This is a genomic window from Pseudomonas sp. URIL14HWK12:I5, from assembly GCF_900176445.1.
Taxonomy (GTDB): Bacteria; Pseudomonadota; Gammaproteobacteria; order Pseudomonadales; family Pseudomonadaceae; genus Aquipseudomonas; species Aquipseudomonas monteilii.
In genome coordinates this window covers 456,720-476,458 of sequence record NZ_FWXQ01000001.1, presented here as the reverse complement: position 1 = coordinate 476,458, position 19,739 = coordinate 456,720, and the positions used below count along the sequence as shown (strand labels likewise).

The 19,739-nt window shown below is 63.1% G+C and carries 18 protein-coding genes; 9 read left to right on the top strand and 9 right to left on the bottom strand.

Annotated features, from left to right (window positions below; translation table 11 throughout):
- Position 1: 1 nt before the first annotated feature.
- The 4 genes from B9A31_RS02285 to pilM are packed head-to-tail and all read right to left on the bottom strand — an operon-like array spanning position 2 to position 3,621.
- On the bottom strand, positions 2-1,270 hold the full coding sequence (locus tag B9A31_RS02285; RefSeq protein WP_081717294.1) for a type IV pilus secretin PilQ: 1,269 nt from the start codon (positions 1,268-1,270) through the stop codon (positions 2-4).
- Positions 1,194-2,195 carry a pilus assembly protein PilP gene (locus B9A31_RS02280; RefSeq protein ID WP_025752272.1) on the bottom strand — a complete coding sequence of 334 codons (1,002 nt, stop codon included), beginning with the start codon at positions 2,193-2,195 and terminating at the stop codon, positions 1,194-1,196. Before B9A31_RS02280 ends, B9A31_RS02285 begins: the two co-directional genes overlap by 77 nt.
- Positions 2,196-2,206: 11 nt before the next feature.
- Positions 2,207-2,743, bottom strand: a complete 537-nt coding sequence (locus B9A31_RS02275; protein ID WP_084296627.1) for a PilN domain-containing protein — start codon at positions 2,741-2,743, stop codon at positions 2,207-2,209.
- Positions 2,740-3,621 (bottom strand): type IV pilus biogenesis protein PilM, encoded by an 882-nt coding sequence (pilM, locus tag B9A31_RS02270; protein ID WP_019097360.1) that lies wholly within the window; start codon positions 3,619-3,621, stop codon positions 2,740-2,742. Before pilM ends, B9A31_RS02275 begins: the two co-directional genes overlap by 4 nt.
- Before the next feature lie 191 nt (positions 3,622-3,812).
- Between pilM and B9A31_RS02265 the strand changes: the two genes are divergently transcribed.
- Complete coding sequence (locus tag B9A31_RS02265) at positions 3,813-6,266, top strand: penicillin-binding protein 1A (RefSeq protein WP_019097361.1); 2,454 nt, start codon at positions 3,813-3,815, stop codon at positions 6,264-6,266.
- Positions 6,267-6,451: 185 nt separating this feature from the next.
- On the opposite strand, the gene B9A31_RS02260 is transcribed toward B9A31_RS02265, so the two are convergent.
- The 3 genes from B9A31_RS02260 to rpmE form a co-directional block, all read right to left on the bottom strand.
- Positions 6,452-7,720, bottom strand: coding sequence for a malic enzyme-like NAD(P)-binding protein (locus tag B9A31_RS02260; RefSeq protein ID WP_026020363.1), 1,269 nt, complete (start codon positions 7,718-7,720; stop codon positions 6,452-6,454).
- 178 nt (positions 7,721-7,898) lie between these two features.
- Entirely contained in the window at positions 7,899-8,720 is an 822-nt protein-coding gene (locus tag B9A31_RS02255; protein WP_025752268.1) for a thermonuclease family protein, read from the bottom strand.
- 2 nt (positions 8,721-8,722) lie between these two features.
- Positions 8,723-8,938 (bottom strand): 50S ribosomal protein L31, encoded by a 216-nt coding sequence (gene rpmE, locus B9A31_RS02250; RefSeq protein ID WP_012274639.1) that lies wholly within the window; start codon positions 8,936-8,938, stop codon positions 8,723-8,725.
- A gap of 167 nt (positions 8,939-9,105) precedes the next feature.
- Here rpmE and B9A31_RS02245 point away from each other — a divergent pair, with 167 nt between their 5' ends.
- From B9A31_RS02245 to B9A31_RS02235, 3 genes are all read left to right on the top strand, one after another.
- Positions 9,106-11,325: a primosomal protein N' gene (locus tag B9A31_RS02245; protein ID WP_025752266.1), complete on the top strand. Its 2,220-nt coding sequence runs from the start codon at positions 9,106-9,108 to the stop codon at positions 11,323-11,325.
- Positions 11,326-11,444: 119 nt separating this feature from the next.
- Positions 11,445-13,181: an arginine--tRNA ligase gene (gene argS / locus B9A31_RS02240; RefSeq protein ID WP_025752264.1), complete on the top strand. Its 1,737-nt coding sequence runs from the start codon at positions 11,445-11,447 to the stop codon at positions 13,179-13,181.
- A 1-nt stretch (position 13,182) separates the two neighbouring features.
- Positions 13,183-13,881, top strand: coding sequence for an SPOR domain-containing protein (locus B9A31_RS02235; RefSeq protein ID WP_016712504.1), 699 nt, complete (start codon positions 13,183-13,185; stop codon positions 13,879-13,881).
- Between the two features lie 84 nt (positions 13,882-13,965).
- Here the strand turns inward: B9A31_RS02235 and B9A31_RS02230 are convergent, their stop codons facing one another.
- Entirely contained in the window at positions 13,966-14,382 is a 417-nt protein-coding gene (locus B9A31_RS02230; protein ID WP_084296626.1) for an NINE protein, read from the bottom strand.
- 166 nt (positions 14,383-14,548) lie between these two features.
- Between B9A31_RS02230 and B9A31_RS02225 the strand changes: the two genes are divergently transcribed.
- Positions 14,549-15,175 (top strand): C40 family peptidase, encoded by a 627-nt coding sequence (locus B9A31_RS02225; RefSeq protein ID WP_019097365.1) that lies wholly within the window; start codon positions 14,549-14,551, stop codon positions 15,173-15,175.
- A gap of 127 nt (positions 15,176-15,302) precedes the next feature.
- On the opposite strand, the gene B9A31_RS02220 is transcribed toward B9A31_RS02225, so the two are convergent.
- Entirely contained in the window at positions 15,303-16,301 is a 999-nt protein-coding gene (locus tag B9A31_RS02220; RefSeq protein ID WP_084296625.1) for a type IV pilus twitching motility protein PilT, read from the bottom strand.
- 65 nt (positions 16,302-16,366) lie between these two features.
- On the opposite strand from B9A31_RS02220, the gene B9A31_RS02215 reads away from it, so the two are divergent.
- The 4 genes from B9A31_RS02215 to B9A31_RS02200 all read left to right on the top strand — a co-directional run bounded on the left by B9A31_RS02215 (position 16,367) and on the right by B9A31_RS02200 (position 19,739).
- Positions 16,367-17,053: a YggS family pyridoxal phosphate-dependent enzyme gene (locus B9A31_RS02215; RefSeq protein WP_019097367.1), complete on the top strand. Its 687-nt coding sequence runs from the start codon at positions 16,367-16,369 to the stop codon at positions 17,051-17,053.
- A gap of 38 nt (positions 17,054-17,091) precedes the next feature.
- Positions 17,092-17,910 (top strand): pyrroline-5-carboxylate reductase, encoded by an 819-nt coding sequence (gene proC, locus B9A31_RS02210; protein WP_025752259.1) that lies wholly within the window; start codon positions 17,092-17,094, stop codon positions 17,908-17,910.
- 10 nt (positions 17,911-17,920) lie between these two features.
- Positions 17,921-18,511 carry a YggT family protein gene (locus B9A31_RS02205; protein ID WP_025752257.1) on the top strand — a complete coding sequence of 197 codons (591 nt, stop codon included), beginning with the start codon at positions 17,921-17,923 and terminating at the stop codon, positions 18,509-18,511.
- Between the two features lie 88 nt (positions 18,512-18,599).
- Positions 18,600-19,739, top strand: a complete 1,140-nt coding sequence (locus tag B9A31_RS02200; RefSeq protein ID WP_019097209.1) for a homoserine O-succinyltransferase MetX — start codon at positions 18,600-18,602, stop codon at positions 19,737-19,739.

The following is a 19,739-nucleotide window of genomic DNA, read 5'->3' as shown; positions in this document are numbered from 1 at the left end:
ATCAACGACTCACAGCAATCGCCTGGTCACTCATGATACGCGGAGTCAGGAAGACCAGCAGCTCGGATTTTTTCTCTTGTAATGCATCGCGTCGAAACAGCCGCCCAACATACGGCAGATCGCCGAAAAATGGCACCTTGTCGACCACATTGTTTTGCGAAGTGGAGTACACGCCACCAATCACGATGGTTTCACCGTCCGCCACGCGAACCTTGGCATTGACCTCGTTCTTGCGAATCGGCGGTACGTTGTTCAAGGCATTGACGTAATCCGGCTCGTCCTTGGTCACCCTGACGGTCATGATCACCTTGTTGTCCGGGGTGATTTGCGGTGTCACCTCCAGCGACAGCGAGGCTTCACGAAACGACACCGAGGTGGCGCCACTTTGACTGGTTTCCTGGTAGGGCACCTCGGTGCCTTTGAGGATCCTGGCCGTTTCCTTGTCGGCCGTTACCACTTTGGGCTGCGAAATGATCTCGCCGTTGCCGCTTTTTTCCATGGCGCTGAGCTCCAGGTCGAGCAACAGGTCGCCACGCAGCAGACCCAGGCCGAGGCTACTGCCCGCACGCTCCACACCAAGGTCGACAAACAGCTCCTGGCCCGGCCGCAGGTTTTCGCTATACAACGGCCCGCCCCAGCGCACCCCCAGGCTTTTCTCGTAATCGACGTTGGCTTCGACGATACGCGCCTCGATCGCCACCTGGCGCACCGGCACGTCCAGTTGCGCAACCAGCTGCCGCAGTTCCGCCAGGCGGTCGGCGGGCTGGTACGCCACCAGTGTATTGGTGCGCTCGTCGACAGCCAGGCTGCCTCTGGCAGTGAGGGTGCCGTCATCCGCCAGGCTGGTTAGCAATAGATCAACCAGCTCGGCGGCCTTGGCATGATGGATCGGTATCAGCTCACGGCGTAGCCGCTGCACCTGAGCATTCGGCTCCTGCCCCAAGGGGGCATCGAACGGCTGCGCGGCAAACGCTGCCGCAGGTGCCACCAGCAGTACATTACCCTCCTGCCGCCGGGCCAGGCCCTTGCTTCGCAACACCAGGTCGAGTGCCTGATCCCAAGGTACATCCTGTAAACGCAACGTGACGTTACCTTGTACGTCGTCACCCGCAACCAGGTTGACGCCCGCATAATCAGCCAGCACCTGCAGCACCGAGCGCACTTCCACATCCTGGAAGTTCAACGACAGGGGCTCACCCTGGTAAGGCGTCGCCGACGCCAGCGGGATCGGCAGCAGGGCTGCCAACACCCATTTCATCAACATTTTCATTCCGGTCCGGGGCCTCCTTGCCCAGGCGCTTTGCAAGGGTGATGAACGCTGTGCGCTCGTGCCACACCCCCGCCATGAATAGCCGTTCGCGGACCTCGACATGGTCTTGGTCGACCCGCTCCACCACACCGTGGTTACGCCCTAAACGCTCGCCTGCCCGAACCCTATAGAGCCTGCCAGCCGCCATCAGCAGCGCCTCGTGCGACATCCCGCGCGACAGGCTGCCGACCATTTCCAGTTGTGCCAACGGCACACTGCCCAGCCCAAAGCCTGCCATTCGTCTTGCTGCTGGTGTGAAAGGGTCGACCACGGGTTCTGGTGTGGCGGCCCTGGCCGAGGTGCGTGCAAACGCCTCGGGTGCCGGCACCGGCGCGACAGCCTCGAAGGCCTCTACATGCAGTTGCAGGCGCAAAAGCCTTGGCTGCCCCTCGACAATAGAAAGGTTGATGTCGCCACTGCGCAGCAGGCGCGCCTGGCCCAGCCAGTCGTGCAGCCATTGACGCAGAGCCGTGTAAGGCCCCATCACCTGCACCTCCAGGGGTGTTTTGCGGTAGCCTGCCTGCGGCTCGCTTTCATGCACATCGAACCGCTCGACCAGTAGGCCGTGCGCATGCCCCGACGAAGCCAGGCTGCCGAGCACGTCGCTCATGTCCTCCCCGCTGGCCAGGTGCCAGTGAGCCTCCAGCAACGCCTGCTCGGCAACAATCAGAGCTGCCCGCAGTTGCTCCAGTTCGACCAGCTTCGCCGTGCTGGCTGACTGCTGTTCATCTAATGAGGCTTGCCTGGACGCCTCTTGTGCCTGTTGCTGGAGCGCTGCCGGCAGGCGCAACGCGCAACCCAGACCGAACACCAGCACAGCGACCATGGCTGGCGCCAGGCACCTGATACGCCTGGAGTGCTCGGCGACCGCCAGCCAGGCAAAGATCGGCGCCACATTCACGACCAGAACGCCGAAACGCGCGCGGCCAACAGAAACTCATCGCCACCCGGCACGCTCCTGATGCGCTTGAGCTCCAGGTCGAGCAGAACACGCGAATGTTCCAGGTCGCGCATGAACTGCGCAACCACGGCGCCGGAGGTAGCGAGCCCGGCCAACCGCAAGTGGCCGTTTTCCAAGCTGAGGTCAAGGAGCTGCACGCCCATCGGCAGCGCCCCTTCGAGGTCAGTGAACACATCACCCAGAATGCCCTGCTGAGCGCGCAAACGCTCAAGCGCAGCCAAACGCTCCAGCAGCGCCTGATGCTGTGCACGCACATCATCCAACGGCCGCAATTGCTCGGCCAAGCGCTCAAGCGCGGCCTGTTGCCGGGTGTTGGACAGCGCCTGCTGCTGCGCGCGCTGGCGGGCCAACTGATCGACCAGCATCACCGCGCACAGCGCCAGAATGGCGCCAGCGACCAACCGGGAGCGAAAACGCCGAAGCGTGGCCTGGCGCTGCCGCTCACGCCAAGGCAGCAGGTTCAGTCGCATCATGGCCGCAATCCTCCATAAGCGAGGGCGCAAGCCAGCAGCATCGACCCGTCGACATGCTCAAGCCCGGCCTTGCCAGGCAAATGCCGGCACGTCGTTTTCAGTTGACGGCCCAGGCTTTGCAGCCAGTCAGGATCCAGCGAACAGCTGCTGGTTATCCACAGGCCAGCAGGCAAATGCTCATCGGCAAGCAGCGCATGTAGCGCCTCCGACAGCGGCCCCATCCCCTTCTGCCCCTGCGTTTGCAATTCACGACGCTGGCTGGGCCGACCGGGATGCCAGTCATACAGAACTGCACCATGTGCCTCTACACGCAGTAATGCCGAGCCTTCGAAGCACCCCTGAGGCAACATGCGGCACAGGGCGATGTTATCGACCTCGACGGCTTCCAGCTGCAACCCTGCCTCGTCAACGATGGCCTCCAGTGACGCCAACGCACTTTGCCGGCATGCGGCCACCATCACCTCGGCGCATCCCGGTTGCACGCGAGACGCCCCCAAAACCTGAAAATCCAGGGCCAGGTCCTCCAGCGGAAACGGAAACAGTCGCTCGGCACCGGCCAGCAAGTGCGCCTCCAGCTCTACACCAGTCTGCTCCATCGGCAGATGACACAGCTTGCAGATCACCTGGTTGGCGGGTAATGCCAACGCTACCCGCCGTTGCCTGAGACCACTGCGCCGGTAGGCACGACGCAAGGCTGCCACCACCGCAGCGGGCTCCGCTGCCCAATCCTTGCCGGCCGCTGACTCGAACGGTTCCTGAGCCGAGGCAAGCACCCGACAACGCCGGCTGCGCCGCTGAAGCTGCACAACCCGAACAGCGTCCGGGGCAATTTCTACCCCCACCAGTGAACCGGCATCCTTGCCGAAGCGTCCTAACATCGCGGCTTCCTTGCTGCGTGTCGCAGCGATCTGTCGCAACCCCGCGGCAACACTGGGCCAGGGCTGCTCATCGAGGCGACGGGCAGCCTGGCCGGTAACCCGGAGAGGCGAAAAAATGCTTATAATGCCCAGCGTTTTCTGGTCCGCCGGACCTGCGTGCAATCCACTCTCAACCTGGACACCGAAAAACCTTGATACGTCTGCTGAAGTTCTTCTGGTGGTCTTCCGTCGCAGTCATCTGCGCGCTCGTACTCGGTGTGAGCGGTGCGTTTCTGTATCTTAGCCCCAGCCTGCCCTCGGTCGAGTCGCTCAGAAGCATCCAGTTGCAGATCCCCCTCAGGGTGTACAGCAGCGATGGCAAGCTGATTGCCGAGTTTGGCGAGATGCGCCGCTCGCCGATCCGCTTCGCGGAAATTCCGCCACAGTTCATTCAGGCACTTCTGTCAGCCGAGGACGACAATTTCCTCAACCACTACGGTGTCGACCCCAGCAGCCTGATGCGCGCAGCGACCCAGCTGGTAAAAACCGGGCATATCCAGACCGGCGGCAGCACCATCACCATGCAGGTGGCGAAAAACTTCTTCCTCACCAGCGAACGCAGCTTCTCGCGCAAGACCAACGAGATCCTGCTGGCCCTGCAGATCGAGCGCGAGCTGACCAAGGACGAGATTCTCGAGCTGTACGTGAACAAGATCTACCTGGGCAACCGCGCCTACGGCATCGACGCAGCCGCGCAGGTGTATTACGGCAAGTCGATCCGCGACGTGAGCCTGGCGCAGATGGCCATGATCGCCGGCCTGCCCAAAGCACCGTCACGCTTCAACCCGCTGGCCAACCCGGTGCGCGCCAAGGAGCGCCGCGACTGGATCCTTGGCCGCATGTACAAGCTGGGCAAGATCGACGAAGCCAGCTACCAGGCAGCCCTGGCCGAGCCGCTCAATGCCAGCTACCACGTGCCGACGCCTGAGGTGAATGCCCCCTACATCGCTGAAATGGCCCGCGCGGAAATGGTCGGCCGTTACGGCAGCGACGCTTACACCGAAGGCTTCCGCGTCACCACAACAGTGCCCAGCGACATGCAGGAAATGGCCAACAAGGCCATCCTCAACGGCCTCTCCGACTACGACGAGCGCCACGGCTATCGCGGCCCGGAAGCCCGCTTCCCGGGCCGTACCCAGGCAGCCTGGCTGCAGGAACTGGGCAAGCAGCGCATCCTTGGTGGCCTGGAGCCGGCCATTGTCACCCATGTCGAAAAAACCGGCCTCAAGGTGCTGACCCGCGACGGCCAGCAAGCCGAGGTTGCCTGGGACACCATGAAGTGGGCGCGCCCGTTCATCAACAGCAACGCCCAGGGCCGTACACCGCAGTCGCCGGCCGACGTGGCCCAGGTCGGTGACCTGGTGCGTCTGCAGCGTCTGGACGACGGCAAGCTCAAGTTCAGCCAGGTGCCTGGTGCACAAAGCGCCCTGGTCACCCTCGACCCTTCCAACGGCGCCATTCGTGCACTGGTTGGCGGCTTCTCGTTCGAGCAGAGCAACTACAACCGCGCCATGCAGGCCAAGCGCCAACCAGGTTCGAGCTTCAAGCCGTTCATCTACAGTGCCGCACTGGACAGCGGCTACACGGCAGCCACCCTGGTCAACGATGCGCCGATCGTGTTCGTCGACGAGTCGGTGGATAAAGTGTGGCGGCCGAAGAACGATACCAACACCTTCCTTGGCCCGATCCGCATGCGCGAAGCGCTGTACAAGTCGCGTAACCTGGTGTCGATCCGCTTGCTGCAGGCCATGGGTGTAGACCGCACCATCGACTACATTGCGAAGTTCGGTTTCAACAAGCAGGACCTGCCACGCAACTTGTCGCTGGCCCTGGGCACCGCCACCCTGACCCCGATGGAAATCGCCACCGGCTGGAGCACATTCGCCAACGGCGGCTACAAGATCACCCCGTACCTGATCGACCGCATCGAAAGCCGCAGCGGCGAGACCCTGTTCACCGCCAACCCGGCCCGCGTACCGCAGGGTGCCGAAGACCAGGCGGGCCTGGCCGCACCTGAACAACCCATCAGCACCGCCGCCATGCCAGGTGAGGCGCCGCCGGCCTTCAGCCAGGTTGCGACTGCACCACAAGCACCTGCGGTGGCCGAGCAGATCATCGACGGGCGCACCACCTACATCCTCACCAGCATGCTGCAGGACGTGATCAAGCGCGGCACCGGCCGCCGGGCGCTGGCACTGGGCCGCACCGACCTCGCAGGCAAGACAGGCACCACCAACGAATCCAAGGACGCCTGGTTCTCCGGCTACAACGCCGATTACGTGACCACCGTGTGGGTCGGCTTCGACCAGCCGGAAACCCTCGGCCGTCGCGAGTACGGCGGTACGGCGGCCTTGCCGATCTGGATGAGCTTCATGGGCGCGGCGCTGAAGGACAAACCGAATCACGCACCGGCAGAACCGGAAGGCATCCTTAGCCTGCGGGTCGACCCGGTCAGTGGCCGCGCTGCCTCGCCGAGCACGCCGAATGCCTACTTCGAGCTGTTCAAGGCCGAAGACTCGCCGCCGTCGGTGGATGAGCTGGGCAATGGTGCAGCGCCTGGCAGCCCGCTGCCAGCGGATGAAGCGGCGCCGATGGATCTGTTCTGAGGCTGGGTGTTTGACTGGGGTTATGTGAGGCTGCTGACATCGAGCGCCGCGCGGGCGGCGCTCGATCTCATAGGCGACAACTTTGCCATGGCAAACACCCTGCAGCCCTGACACATCCTTCACAATGCCAAACAAAAAGCCCCGGCTCATACGAGCCGGGGCTTTTTGTGTCGCTACAGCGGCAATCAGCCGTTGAACACGTCATCCACGCTGGTCAGCGGGTAGTGCTTCGGATACGGCAGGGTAGCCACGCCGGATTCGATGGCGGCCTTGGCCACAGCGTCGGAAACGACGGTGATCAGGCGTGCGTCCAGCGGCTTCGGAATGATGTACTCACGGCCGAACTCCAGGCCTTCGACGCCGTAGGCTTCGCACACTTCCTTCGGCACTGGCAGCTTGGCCAGGTCCTTCAGGGCGATAGCGGCAGCGATCTTCATTTCTTCGTTGATGCGCTTGGCGCGAACGTCCAGAGCACCACGGAAGATGAACGGGAAGCCCAGTACGTTGTTGACCTGGTTCGGGTAGTCGGAACGACCGGTCGCCATGATCACGTCGCTGCGGGTGGCGTGCGCCAGCTCTGGCGAGATTTCCGGGTCCGGGTTCGAGCAGGCGAACACGATCGGGTTGGCCGCCATTGACTTCAGGCCTTCCGGGCTCAGCAGGTTCGGGCCGGACAGGCCCACGAACACGTCTGCACCGTTAAGGGCATCAGCCAGGGTACGTTTGTCGGTAGCGTGGGCGAACTGCGCCTTGTACTGGTTCAGGTCGTCGCGGCCAGCGTGAATCACGCCGCTGCGGTCGATCATGTAGATGTTCTCGACCTTGGCACCCATGCTCACCAGCAGCTTCATGCAGGAGATGGCGGCTGCACCAGCACCCAGGCAGACGATCTTGGCGTCTTCCAGCTTCTTGCCGGCGATTTCCAGGGCGTTGATCATGCCGGCAGCGGTCACGATGGCGGTACCGTGCTGGTCATCGTGGAATACCGGAATGTCGCACTGTTCGATCAGGGTGCGCTCGATCTCGAAGCACTCAGGCGCCTTGATGTCTTCGAGGTTGATGCCACCGAAGGTGATCGAAATACGGCGAACGGTGTCGATGAACGCTTGCGGGCTTTCCGATTCGACTTCGATGTCGAACACGTCGATACCGGCGAAACGCTTGAACAGAACACCCTTGCCTTCCATGACCGGCTTGGAAGCCAGTGGGCCGAGGTCGCCCAGACCGAGGATGGCGGTGCCATCGGAAATCACCGCAACCAGGTTGCCTTTGCCGGTGTACTTGTAAGCCAGCTCTGGATCACGGCCGATTTCACGCACGGGTTCTGCAACACCTGGGCTGTAGGCCAGGGCGAGGTCACGGGCGGTGGCAGTGGGCTTGGAGAGCTCGACGCTCAGTTTCCCCGGACGAGGTTGAGCGTGGTATTCGAGAGCGGCGGTTTTCAGGTCTGACATGGTGGGCATTCCGCTATTTACTGTTCTGACGGACCGCCGAGGATACGCAAAGAGCCGGGGAGTCACAAGACTGGTCGGTCACTTGTGTCAAGGCCTTTAGCCTACGACTTTACGCTATAACCCACGGGGGCATACGGCTCACAGTGTGTACAATCTAATAGCGAAATGTCTACATCTTTTAGCCTGAAATACGCTCCAACATGCTCGGATCGGTCAATGGCAACACCCAGCGTCGCTGCCCGGGCTTCAAGCCGCCCTTGCGGGAACGGTCCAGCACCCAGCCACGCGCCTCGACCTGGCGTCCCTTGAGGTTATCGAAGAAGCTGGCGGGGAAGTTGCGTTGCAGACGAGCGGGAACCTGCAGCACCACGGCGTCGTCCAGTGTCAGCCAGACACCACCACGGTTGCGTTCGATACCCTTGATGCGGCCACCAACCACAGCGAAACCCGGCTGCCTGACTTCCCCTGCCGGGACCACGGGCGAACGGCGCCACAAGCCGCTGCCTGCCTTGCGCGCCGCTTGCTCGGCAAGTTGCTGGCAACCGCTGAGACGCACATTCGGAGCCACTGCCACGCGGTAGCCCAAACCCTCGCTGAGTAACTGTGCTTCCAGATTGTCGCCATTACGGCCGTAGATATGCGCCAGCGTGCGGCCGTATTTGTCTTTGTCCTCAACGCCTGGCACCAGCCCGATACGCCCATCACTGGCCTTGACCAGCGCCTGCAAGCGCCGCTTCGCGGCCTCGGCATAAGGCTCGCTGGTGCGCCCGTTGCGGCCAATTTCCGGGGCGTTGATGCCAATCAGGCGTACGCTGCGGCCATCGGCCAGGCGCACGGTATCGCCATCCACCACCTGGCGCACCAGCACCTGCTGTGGCTGCTGCGGTAGCGGGCAGAATGCCAGGGCGGGAAAGGCCCAGATGGCACCCATAAAAAAAGCGCCCACAAGGGGCGCCTTTTTTTGCAGCACTGCGAAACCCGAGGGGTTCGCCATGCGCATGATTACTTCTTGGTACCGAACATACCGAAGCGATCGGCGAACTTCTGTACGCGGCCGCCGGTGTCCAGGACTTTCTGCTTACCGGTGTAGAACGGGTGGCACAGGTTGCAAACGTCGATCGACAGGACATTGCCCAGGGTCGAACGGGTTTCGAACTTGTTGCCGCAGCTGCAGGTGACTGCAACTACTTCGTAGTTCGGGTGGATACCTTCTTTCATGGTCACTTCCTCGAGCTGCGTGCCGCCACCCAACACCAATTGTTGAATACCGCACGTAATTAGGCGGCGAATAATACCAGAGCACAGCGTCAGTGCAAGATGTCGCTTGCACCGACCGTCGTCTGCTAGGCTCGCCAGTTCTTGTAACGCCCTCCGAGTATTTTTGCGTGTCCGACGTCATCCTGCGCCTTGCCCTGCCCTCCCCGTTACGCCGCCTGTTCGACTACAAGGCGCCGGCGAGCATGGCGCGCCAGGCCTTGACCCCGGGCATGCGCATCCGCGTGCCCTTTGGCCGCCGCGAAATGATCGGTGTGCTGGTGGAGGTATGCGCACAGAGCGAAGTGCCTGCCGACAAGCTGAAACCGGCCAGCGCCCTGCTCGACCCGGTGTCCCCCATCCCGGCGTCGCTGTTCAAGCTGTGCCTGTGGACCGCCCAGTACTACCAGCACAGCCTGGGCGACACCCTGAGCTGGGCCTTGCCCACCCTGCTGCGCCAGGGCGAACCTGCCGAAATGCGCCAGGAGCGCTTCTGGCACATTGCCCCCGGCGCACGCCTGGAAGACCCACGCATTGCCCGTGCGCCGCGCCAGCGCGACGCCCTCAAGACCCTGGCCCAGCACCCGCATGGCGTGGCCCACACCCTGCTGGCCAAGCTCAACCTGAACAAGGACAGCCTCGACCTGCTACTGGCCAAGGAACTGGTACAGGTCGAGGTCCGTCGCCACTTGCCGGCACTGCGCCACGAACACTGGCTGGCACAACCGGAACTGCCGCTCAACGACGAACAACGCGATGCCTTCGACGCGGTACGCGAGGGCTTTGGCGGCTTCGGCGCGTTCCTGCTGGCCGGCGTCACCGGCAGCGGCAAGACCGAGGTCTACCTGCAACTGATCCGCGAAACCCTGGAAGCCGGCAAGCAAGCGCTGGTGCTGATCCCCGAAATCAACCTCGGCCCGCAAACCCTGGCGCGCTTCGAACAACGCTTCAACGCCCGCATCGCCCTGCTGCATTCGGCGGTGAACGACCGCGAACGCCTGGACGCCTGGCTGGCGGCGCGTGACGGCGAGGCCGACATCATCATCGGCACTCGATCGGCGCTGTTCACGCCAATGAAAAACCCCGGCCTGATCATCATCGACGAGGAGCACGACGGCTCCTATAAACAGCAGGAGGGCCTGCGCTACCACGCCCGCGACCTGGCACTGGTGCGTGCCCACCAGGAAAACATCCCGATCCTGCTCGGCTCGGCCACGCCGTCGCTGGAAACCCTGCACAACGCCCTGACCGGCCGCTACCGCCTGCTGCGCATGAACCAGCGCGCCGGCGGCGCCCGCCCGCCACGCATGCTGCGTCTGGACGTGAAAAGCCTGCCTCTGGACAGCGGTATCAGCGGCCCGTTGCAGCAGGCCATCCGCCAGACCCTGGAAGCCGGCCAGCAAGTGCTGGTGTTCCTCAACCGCCGCGGCTTCGCCCCGACTCTGCTGTGCCACGATTGCGGCTGGCTGTCCGAATGCCCGCGTTGCGACGCACGCATGACCGTGCATCAGCGCTCCGGCGTGCTGCGCTGCCACCACTGCGGCTATGACGAACGCCTGCCGCACCAGTGCCCTCAATGCAACCACGTGGACCTGCGCCCGGTCGGTGCCGGCACCGAGCGGGCCGAAGAACGCCTGAAGGTGCTGTTCCCGGACTACCCGATCCTGCGGGTGGACCGCGACAGTACGGCGCGCAAGGACGCCATGCACAACCTGTTCAGCACCATCCAGCGGGGCCAGCCGAGCATCCTTGTCGGCACGCAGATGCTTGCCAAGGGTCACCATTTCCCACGGGTTACCCTGGTGGCCATCCTCGACGCCGATGGTGGGCTTTTCTCGGGTGATTTCCGCGCCAGCGAACGCATGGCGCAGTTGATCGTGCAGGTGGCCGGGCGTGCCGGGCGTGCCGAAGAGCCCGGCAAGGTCATCATCCAGACCCACCTGGCCGACCACCCGCTGCTGGTGCAGCTTACCGAGCAGGGCTACTTCGCCTTTGCAGAACAGGCCCTGGACGAACGCCGCGCCGCCGGTTTGCCGCCTTATTCTCATTTGGCGCTGCTGCGCGCCGAAGCGCACAAGCCGGGGCAGGCCGAAGGCTTCCTCGACGAAGCCTGCGCCGCGGCCGAACGCCTGGTGGCCGAACAACGCCTGCCAGGTATAGAACTGCTAGGCCCAGTACCGGCGCCCATGGAGCGCCGCGCCGGGCGCTTCCGTGCGCAACTGTTGATACAGGCCGATACCCGGGCGCCTTTGCATCGACTGATCAGCGCCTGGTTGCTAGTGTTGGAGCAGATGCCGAGCGGGCGCCAGGTGCGCTGGTCACTGGATGTCGACCCGGTCGACCTGTACTGACGTCCGGGCTGCTTTGCAGCCCCAAAGGTTGGCAACCCGCTCCCAGCCACGGATAATGCCCAGTTTTTCCACCTGCGCATCCAGGCGCTCACCGCGCTTGCGGTCGAAAAGAGATCCCCATGAAAGACACCATTCGCCAGCTGATCCAGCAAGCCCTCACCCAACTCGTCACCGACGGTGTGCTGCCTGAAGGGCTGTCGCCGGCGATCCAGGTGGAAAACGCCCGGGACAAGACCCACGGCGATTTCGCCAGCAACATCGCCATGATGCTGGCCAAGCAGGCGGGCATGAAGCCGCGTGACCTGGCCGAAAAGCTGATCAATGCCCTGCCGGCCAGCGCCGACATCAGCAAGGTCGAGATTGCCGGCCCTGGTTTCCTCAACTTCTTCCAGAACACCGACGCCCTGGCCAACCGCCTGGACGCTGCCCTGGCCGATGCCCACCTGGGCGTGCGCAAGGCCGGCCCGAGCGAGAAAGTCGTCATCGACATGTCGGCGCCGAACCTGGCCAAAGAGATGCACGTCGGCCACCTGCGTTCGACCATCATCGGTGACAGCGTGGCTCGCGTACTGGAATTCCTGGGTGACAACGTCATTCGCCAGAACCATGTGGGCGACTGGGGTACCCAGTTCGGCATGCTGATGGCCTACCTGCAGGAAAACCCGATCACCAGCGACGAGCTGTCGGACCTGGAAAACTTCTACCGCGCCGCCAAGAAGCGCTTTGACGAGTCGGAGGAGTTCGCCACCCGCGCCCGCGGCCTGGTGGTCAAGCTGCAAGCCGGCGACCCGGACTGCCTGGCCCTGTGGACGCGCTTCAAGGACATCTCGCTGTCGCACTGTCAGAAGACCTACGAGCTGCTCAACGTCAAGCTGACCATGGCCGACGTGATGGGCGAAAGCGCCTACAACGACGACCTGGCCAACGTGGTGGCCGACCTCAAGGCCAAAGGCCTGCTGGTCGAAGACCAGGGCGCCCAGTGCGTGTTCCTCGAAGAATTCAAAAACAGCGAAGGCGAGCCACTGCCGGTCATCGTGCAGAAGGCCGACGGCGGCTACCTGTACGCCACCACCGACCTGGCCGCCGTGCGCTACCGCAGCAACGTGCTCAAGGCTGACCGCGCCCTGTACTTCGTCGACCAGCGCCAGGCCCTGCACTTCAACCAGGTGTTCGAAGTGGCACGCCGTGCAGGCTTTGTCGGTCACCCGATGCAGATGGAACACATGGGCTTCGGCACCATGAACGGCGCCGACGGCCGCCCGTTCAAGACCCGTGACGGCGGCACCGTGAAGCTGATCGACCTGCTTACCGAGGCCAAGGAACGCGCCTATGCGCTGGTCAAGGAAAAGAACCCGAGCCTGGCCGACGAAGACCTGCGCCACATCGGTGAAGTGGTAGGCATCGGCGCGGTGAAATACGCCGACCTGTCCAAGCACCGCACCAGCGACTACAGCTTCAACTTCGAGCTGATGCTCAACTTCGAAGGCAACACCGCCCCTTACCTGCTGTACGCCTACACCCGCGTGGCTGGCGTGTTCCGCAAGCTGGGCAAGGGCTTTGACGAAGTCGACGGCAACATCGTGCTGCAGGCTGCCCACGAGCAGGACCTGGCCGCACGCCTGGCGCAGTTTGGCGAAATCCTCAACAACGTCGCTGACAAGGGCACGCCGCACGTACTGTGCAGCTACCTGTACGACCTGGCCGGCCTGTTCTCCAGCTTCTACGAGAACTGCCCGATCCTCACTGCGGACACCCCCGAGCAGCAGCAAAGCCGCCTGCGCCTGGCTGCCCTGACCGGCCGCACCCTCAAACAAGGTCTGGAACTGCTCGGCCTGGAAACCCTGGAGCGCATGTAAGTTGGCTGCCAAGAAAAAACCCGCACCCAAGCGCGGTGCCAGCCGCCAGACGGCGCCGGCCAAGCAGCCGATCCCCGGCTGGGTATGGCTGGCCGTCGGCCTGACCGTAGGCGCATTCATCGTGTTCCTGATGAAGCTCGAACCTGGTAGCGAAGACATCAAGCGCGCCAAGCCCGAGCAGCAAAAGCCTGAGAAAGTGGCCGAAGCGAGCAAGGCAGCGCAGCCCTCCCCGCAGCAGCCAGTGAAGCCGAAATACGACTTCTACACCCTGCTGCCGGAGTCCGAGGTGATCGTGCCACCAGAGGCCGTGCCGGAGAAAACACCACCGGTGCCGGCCCAGCCGGTAACCCCGGTGACGCCAGCAGAAGCGGCGAAAATCGACACCGCACGGGCCCAAGCGGCCTTGCTCGGCCAAACCCCGCCGCCGGCACCACCGGTGATCAAGCCCGCAGCCACCACCCAGTACTTCCTGCAGGCCGGCTCGTTCCGCAAGCAGGCCGATGCCGACAAAGTGCGCGCGCAGATCATCCTGCTGGGCCAGTCGGTGAAGGTGGAGTCGGGTACGGTCAAGGACGAAACCTGGTACCGCGTGCTGGTGGGCCCGTTCAGCAACCGCGAGCAGCTGACCGGGGCGCAAAAGCAATTGTCCGGGGCAGGGTTCAGCAACCTGTTGCTGCAGCAGCGACAAACCCGCCAGTAACGAAAAAGGCCTTGCCGCTTCCACGCGACAAGGCCTTTTTTGTGGGCGCTTCCGGCCTCTTCGCAGGCTCACCCGCGAAGCCTTTCAACGCAAAGCATTCCTCTCGGAGACCTGGCTGTTCAACGTCCAGAAGTCATACAGCACTCCCACCAGGAACAGCCCGCCGGTAAAGAAGTAGATGATCGCGGTGATCCACTTGCCCTGATACAGCCGGTGCAGGCCAAACACCCCGAGGAAGGTCAGCAGGATCCAGGCGATGTTGTAGTCGATACGCCCGGACTGGAACCTCAGATCGGCTTCACGGTCCATGGACGGGATCAAAAACAGGTCGATCAACCAGCCAATGCCTAGCAGCCCGAAGGTGAAGAACCAGATCGTCCCGGTAATCGGCTTGCCGTAGTAGAAGCGATGTGAGCCGGTGAAGCCGAAAATCCACAGCAGGTAGCCGATGGTCTTGCTGTGAGTGTCGTGATAGTGCACACCCTGTTGATAACTGTTCATTCATAGCCCTCGTGGGTTATCTGAAAATTTTCTAAAAAAAAATGTGACTTTTTCGTCGCAGGCCGACGTACGGCAGCCAGGCAATCGACCAACGGATCAAAGATTGATCAAAAAGCTGTTATAAAGTTGCGCGCCCAACACATAACTATTCATAAGAGCTTCATCTATGCCGCCTTTACTCAAGACATGGCTGACCCTCTGTCTATTATTGCCCCTGGCCGCCCACGCCACCAATCGTGAGCAACGTCTTCCCAATGGTTTCACCGGCTACACCACCAATGCCTCGGTGAGACACGCGCCAACCAAGCAGGCCACCCTGCGCGCGCGCGCGAGCAACGCTGCCAGCAGCCGTGGTGCGCCTGTTGCTGCCATGTCGCCGAAGCAGAGCAGCGATGTGCTCAGCCGTGCGGTGAACGTGCTCGGCACTCCTTACGTTTGGGGTGGCAGCAGCCCGAAAAAAGGCTTCGACTGCAGTGGCCTGGTCAAATACGCCTTCAACGATGTTGCCGACGTCGACCTGCCGCGTACCTCCAATGCCATGGCCCAAGGCCACGGCGTGAAGGTGGCCAAGGGTGACCTGAAGCCTGGTGACCTGATCTTCTTCAACATCAAGAGCCGCCGGGTGAACCATGTTGCCATCTACCTGGGCAACGACCGTTTCATCCATGCGCCACGGCGTGGCAAGCGGGTGAGCATCGACACCCTGAGCAAGCCTTACTGGCAGAAGCACTATGTCGTGGCCAAGCGGGTGCTGCCGAAAGAACAGCAGCAGCTGAGCCTGGCCAAGCGCTGACCTGATCGGCGCTTTCCTGCGCCGGCCTCTTCGCGGGCAAGCCCGCTTCCACAGAGATATCACAGCCTTCGAAATCTGTGCCGACCCTGTGGGAGCGGGCTTGCCCGCGAAAGGGCCGGTGCGGGCACTATAGATCTTTGATCAGACCCATCTCTCTCAGCTCCCGCACGGCCCCCTCCATCGTCCGCATCCCTTCTGCAGCACCCGCCTGCATCACCGAACACAACTGCGCCATCCGCCCCTCACGCACCAGGTTACGCACCGCCGTCGTCGCCACCAGCACTTCCCGCGCTGCAACCCGCCCGCCATCTACGCGCCTGACCAGCACCTGCGCCACCACCAGGCGCAGCGACTCGGCCAGCATCGCGCGCACCAACGGCTTTTCCTCGGCAGCAAACACCTCCACCAACCGATCGATGCTGTTTACGGCCGAACGCGTATGCACCGTCGCCAGCACCAAGTGCCCGGTCTCTGCCGCGCGCAAGGCCAGACGAACGGTCTCCAGGTCGCGCAATTCGCCAATCATGATCACATCCGGGTCCTGTCGCAGGGCACTGCGCAGCCCTTGGGCAAAGCCGCCGCTGTGGCGCCCAATCTCACGCTGATTGACCAGGCTGCGTTGGCTGCTGTGGATAACTTCGACCGGGTCTTCCAGGGTAATGATGTGCAGCGCCCGCTCCCGGTTCAGCTGGTCAAGCAGCGACGCCAGGGTGCTGGACTTGCCACTGCCGGTCGGCCCACCCACCAAGACCAAACCATCATGGCATTGCGCAACAGCTTGATACACATCCCCCAGGTCCAGTTCATCCAGCGTGGCGATCCGCCCGGGGATCAACCGAAAGGTTGCTCCAGGGCCATTCAGCTGGCGAAACAGGTTCAGCCGAAAACGGCCGAGCGAGGGCAATGCCAGCGCCAAGTCCAGTTCATCGCCCTCGGCCCATTGCCGCCTTTGCTGCTCTGTCATCAAGAGCGCCATGCCCTCGGCCAGGTCTGCCGCCACCAGCGGTGGCAAGTTCATGCGCTGCAATTCACCGTCCAGGCGCAGCATCGGTATCTGGCCCGCCGCCAGGTGCAGGTCCGAAGCCCCCGCCTCCACGGCTCGGGCCAACAGGTCGGTCACATCCATGAGACTCCCCAAAGGCCTTCAAGTAGGTAGAATGCCGCAAACCCTACAGCTGCCGGCATCCATCCATGTCCACCCTAGCAGACAACCTTTCCGCGATTTCCGCCCGTATCGCCAATGCTGCCCAGGCAGCCGGGCGTGATCCGGCCAGCGTCCAGCTGCTGGCTGTGAGCAAAACCAAGCCCGCCAGCGCTATCCGCGAGGTCCACGCTGCCGGCGTGCGTGACTTCGGGGAAAACTACCTACAGGAAGCGCTGACAAAGCAGCAGGCGCTCAGCGACTTGCCCTTGATCTGGCACTTCATCGGCCCCATTCAGTCGAACAAGACCAAAGCCATTGCCGAGCATTTCGACTGGGTGCATTCCGTGGACCGCCTGAAAATCGCCCAACGCCTGTCCGAGCAGCGGCCTGCCGGGTTGGCGCCACTGAACATCTGCCTGCAGGTAAACGTCAGTGGCGAAGACAGCAAGTCCGGCTGCGCCCCCGCCGACCTGCCGGCCCTGGCCAAGGCCGTGGCCGCATTGCCCAACCTGCGCCTGCGCGGGCTGATGGCAATCCCCGAACCCACCGATGATCGCGCCGCCCAAGAGGCTGCCTTCTCCAGCCTGCGGGCGTTGCAGAAAGGGCTGGACCTTGGCCTGGACACCCTGTCCATGGGCATGAGCCACGACCTGGAAGCGGCGATCGCTCAGGGTGCGACCTGGGTGCGTATCGGTACCGCCCTGTTCGGGGCACGCGACTACGGCAACACCTGATTCCATGCTTCACTCACTCTTTTCCACAAGGACCTGACATGAGCAAGACTCGCATTGCCTTTATCGGCGCCGGCAACATGGCCGCCAGCCTGATCGGTGGTCTGCGTGCCCAGGGCCTGGACGCCTCGCAGATCCGCGCCAGCGACCCGGGCGCCGAGACCCGCAGCCGCATCCAGGCTGAGCACGGCATCGAAACCTTCGAGCACAACGCCCAGGCCATCGACGGTGCCGACGTCATCGTGCTGGCAGTCAAGCCGCAGGTCATGAAAGCCGTGTGCCAGGCCCTGCAACCCAACCTGCAGGATGGCCAGCTGATCGTTTCCATCGCCGCCGGTATCACCTGCGCCAGCCTGCAAAGCTGGGTGGGCGCTCGCCCGGTAGTGCGTTGCATGCCCAACACCCCGGCGCTGTTGCGTCAGGGCGTGAGCGGCCTGTACGCCACCGCTGAGGTGTCCGGCGAACAGCGCCAGCAGGCCGAACAACTGCTGTCGGCCGTGGGCACCGCCCTGTGGCTGGAGCAGGAGCAGCAACTGGACGCTGTGACCGCCGTGTCCGGCAGTGGCCCGGCGTACTTCTTCCTGCTGATCGAGGCCATGACAGCGGCAGGCGAAAAACTCGGCCTGCCACGCGAAACCGCCTCGCAGCTGACCTTGCAGACGGCCTTGGGCGCGGCGCGCATGGCGGTTGCCAGCGATGTCGATGCCGCCGAACTGCGCCGCCGCGTCACCTCGCCCGCCGGCACCACGGAAGCGGCGATCAAGTCGTTCCAGGCCAGCGGCTTCGAAGCCATCGTCGAGCAGGCACTGCAGGCTGCGGCCACGCGCTCTGCCGAGCTGGCCGAACAACTGGGCAAATAAGGAGCTTTAGATGAATGCACTGTCCGGTGCCGCGATCTTCGTGGTGCAAACCTTGGTCAGCCTGTACCTGGTGATCGTACTGCTGCGCTTCGTGCTGCAGCTGGTCAAAGCCAACTTCTACAACCCGCTTTGCCAGTTCGCGGTGCGCGCGACCCAGCCGCTGCTCAAGCCGATCCGCCGGGTCATCCCCAGTGTCGGCGGGCTCGACACCTCGTCGCTGCTGCTGGCAATCGTTATCCAGGCCCTGCTGATGGGCTTCGTGCTGATGGTCACCTACGGCACGTTCGGCGACATCCTGCACCTGTTGATGTGGGCGATCATCGGCATCACCTCGCTGTTCCTGAAGATTTTCTGGGTGGCGATGATCGTGATGGTGATCGTTTCGTGGGTCGCCCCCAACAGCCATAACCCGGCGGCCGAGCTGGCCTACCAGATCAGCGAGCCGGTGCTGGCACCGTTCCGCCGTATCGTGCCTAACCTTGGCGGCATGGATATCTCGCCGATCTTCGCCTTCCTGGCGATCCAGGTGATCCAGTCGTTCGTCATGCCCCCGCTGGCCGCCTACGCCGGCATGCCACAGGAACTGTGGCGCATGATCTGATCCTGGTTGCCCCCAGCGGCAAGCCTTTGCTTGCCGCTGGGGGTAGCGCTCTTTAGACTTACGCCTCCGTCAAGCGTGAGCAGGGTCGATGTCCACTGTCTTTCCCGAAGATTCCGTCGGTCTGGTAGTACCGCAAACCGCCCGGTTCGATGAACCGCTGGCCCTGGCCTGTGGCCGTTCCCTGGCCAGTTACGAGCTGGTCTACGAGACCTATGGCACCCTGAACGCCAGCGCGAGCAACGCCGTGCTGATCTGCCATGCCCTTTCCGGCCACCACCATGCCGCTGGCTACCATGCCGAAACCGACCGCAAGCCGGGTTGGTGGGACAGCTGCATCGGCCCTGGCAAGCCCATCGACACCAACCGCTTCTTCGTGGTCAGCCTGAACAACCTCGGCGGCTGCAACGGCAGCACCGGCCCCAGCAGCATCAACCCGGCCACCGGCAAGCCTTATGGCGCCGATTTCCCGGTGCTGACTGTCGAAGACTGGGTACACAGCCAGGCACGCCTGGCAGACCGCCTGGGCATTGCGCAATGGGCGGCAATCGTCGGCGGCAGCCTGGGTGGCATGCAGGCACTGCAATGGACCATGACCTACCCCGAGCGGGTGCGCCATTGTGTCGACATCGCCTCGGCGCCCAAGCTGTCAGCACAGAACATTGCCTTCAACGAAGTGGCACGCCAGGCCATCCTTACCGACCCCGAATTCCACGGTGGTTCGTTCCAGGACCAGGGCGTGATCCCCAAGCGCGGTCTGATGCTGGCGCGCATGGTCGGCCACATCACCTACCTGTCGGACGACTCGATGGGTGAAAAATTCGGCCGTGAGCTCAAGAGCGACAAGCTCAACTACGACTTCCACAGTGTCGAGTTCCAGGTCGAAAGCTACCTGCGCTACCAGGGCGAAGAGTTTTCTGGCCGTTTCGACGCCAATACCTATCTGCTGATGACCAAGGCGCTGGACTATTTCGACCCGGCCGCCGCCCAGGGCGGTGACCTGGCTGCCACTCTGGCCCACGTCAAGGCGGACTACTGCATCATGTCGTTCACAACCGACTGGCGCTTCTCGCCGGCCCGTTCGCGCGAAATCGTCGACGCCCTCATGGCGGCCCGCAAGAACGTGTGTTACCTGGAGATCGACTCGCCTTACGGGCACGATGCCTTCCTGATCCCCACACCTCGCTACATGCAGGGTTTCTCGAACTACATGAACCGCATTGCCATCTGA